We start from the raw sequence: 1,798 nt of genomic DNA on the forward strand, positions 1-1,798 counted from the left end.
CCGCTATCCCGTCAGGCAAACCCTTTTCTGAGAGGTAGCGCAATTGTTTCCACACCCGTGGCGGGGTAAGATCCCCCGGCTATCAAAACAGGCCCGTTGGGCGAGGTTGTAATGAAGATCTATATCATGCGTCATGGCCAGGCAGGCATGAATGCGAAAACAGATGAACAGCGTCCATTGACCGAGCAGGGTATTGAAGAGTCTATCCAGATGGCTCGTTGGCTGGCGCCTCAGCTGATTGGCCCGCTGGATCGAGTGATCCACAGCAACTATTTGCGGGCACGCCAGACCTGGCAAGCCATATGCAGTGAGTTACCTGACGCAGCAGCCGTTGAAGAGAGTGGCGACATTACCCCTTATGGTGATCCCGCTTTCGTGGCCAGCTACCTCACCACCCTGGCGCAGCAACATGACCAGATCCTGATGGTCAGCCATCTGCCGCTGGTAGGTTATCTGGTGCAAAGCCTCTGTCCGGCCGCAGGTGCACCGATGTTCGCCACCTCAGGGATCGCCTGTATCGAGTGGCGCGATGGCAAAGGCGCCTTGCTCTGGCTCGAAGGGCCGCATACAATAGCTTAAAAGTTAATAAAAAGTTATAGATTGAATTTTTTGGGATGAGATGGGCGAGTTTTCCGGATTTTTATAAATATTTTACGGAATTAATTCGCAGAAGCTGCTGTCATACGGATACAACTGCAAGAGGTTGCAAACGATGAGAGTGTTCAAGAAGTACCTGCCACTGATGGTGGCAAAGCACGTCAAAACCTTCTTTAAAGGTCGGATTTACATCCATGGTCGGGGGCGGTTTGATTTCCAATTCGGTTTGTTGCTGATGCCGAATCCGGCGGATATTCCCCACCGCCAGACGGTCACCGAGGTCAACGAATTGATCTCCAGACTGCACATGGATGCCGCGTGATGCGCTTCTGAACGTGTTTCTGCACGGATATGCCCGCACTTTGCGGGCATATTTGTTTATGGCCGCGGGCTTTCGCCCTATGCCCGGCCAGCTCCGCACCTTTGTTTATCTCCCATCGCCCCCTATACTGGCCCGCTGTTGTCTCTTCGGTCTGGATCGTCTCATGCCCCCTGCATTGCTGTTTCCCTTCTCCTGCATTGCCATCTGGGCGGGCAATGGCATCGTCAGCAAACTGGCGGTTGGTGTCTTGTCCCCCGCGGCCTTGGCCTGGTCGCGCTGGGTGGTGGCTGCTTTGGTATTAAGCCCGTTTCTGGCCCGTCGGGTATGGCGTGCGCGCGCCCGCCTGCGTGCTGGTCTTTGGCAGATCGCCATGCTGGCGCTGCTGGGTATGGTGCTCAACCAGACCTTTGGTTACTACGCGGCGCAAACCCTGGGGGCCACCGAGATGGGGCTGATGATGGGATTGACGCCGCTGTTGACCGTGTTGCTGAGCATCTGGCTGCTGCGCGAGCGACCCACCTGGGGCGCCGTGCTGGGGGGACTGCTCTCCATCTTCGGTTTGTCTATCTTGCTGGGGCAGGGGGACCCGACCCGGTTGTTTACCCATGGTATTCATATCGGCTCGGTATACATGCTGCTCTCGGCGGGCACCTATGCCCTCTATAGCGTGCTGCTCAAGAAGTGGGATCTGGGGCTCGACAACTGGTCGCTGCTCTACGGTCAGGTACTCTGCAGCGTGGTGATCCTGACCCCCTTCTATCTGATGGTGGATGGTCAGTTGCCCGAGGGGCGGGCGCTCTGGCTGATCTTCTATGCGGGGATCCCCGCGTCGGCACTCTGTCCCTGGCTCTGGATGCAGGGGATCTCCCTGCTCGGGGC

At 57.0% G+C, this 1,798-nt stretch carries 3 protein-coding genes; all 3 read left to right on the forward strand.

All coding sequences use genetic code 11. The features are described 5' to 3' along the window. The first annotated feature begins 111 nt into the window (after window positions 1-111). A complete protein-coding gene (gene sixA, locus LD28_RS0111805) occupies window positions 112-579 on the forward strand; it encodes a phosphohistidine phosphatase SixA (RefSeq protein WP_033137167.1) in 468 nt (155 codons plus the stop codon). 133 nt (window positions 580-712) lie between these two features. Next, window positions 713-919: a DUF1107 domain-containing protein gene (locus LD28_RS0111810; RefSeq protein ID WP_033137168.1), complete on the forward strand. Its 207-nt coding sequence runs from the start codon at window positions 713-715 to the stop codon at window positions 917-919. 163 nt (window positions 920-1,082) lie between these two features. After that, window positions 1,083-1,798, forward strand: a 716-nt coding sequence (locus LD28_RS0111815) for a DMT family transporter (RefSeq protein ID WP_033137169.1), incomplete at its 3' end; no start/stop codon positions are given.

The organism is Aeromonas finlandensis (assembly GCF_000764645.1).
Classification (GTDB): Bacteria; Pseudomonadota; Gammaproteobacteria; order Enterobacterales; family Aeromonadaceae; genus Aeromonas; species Aeromonas finlandensis.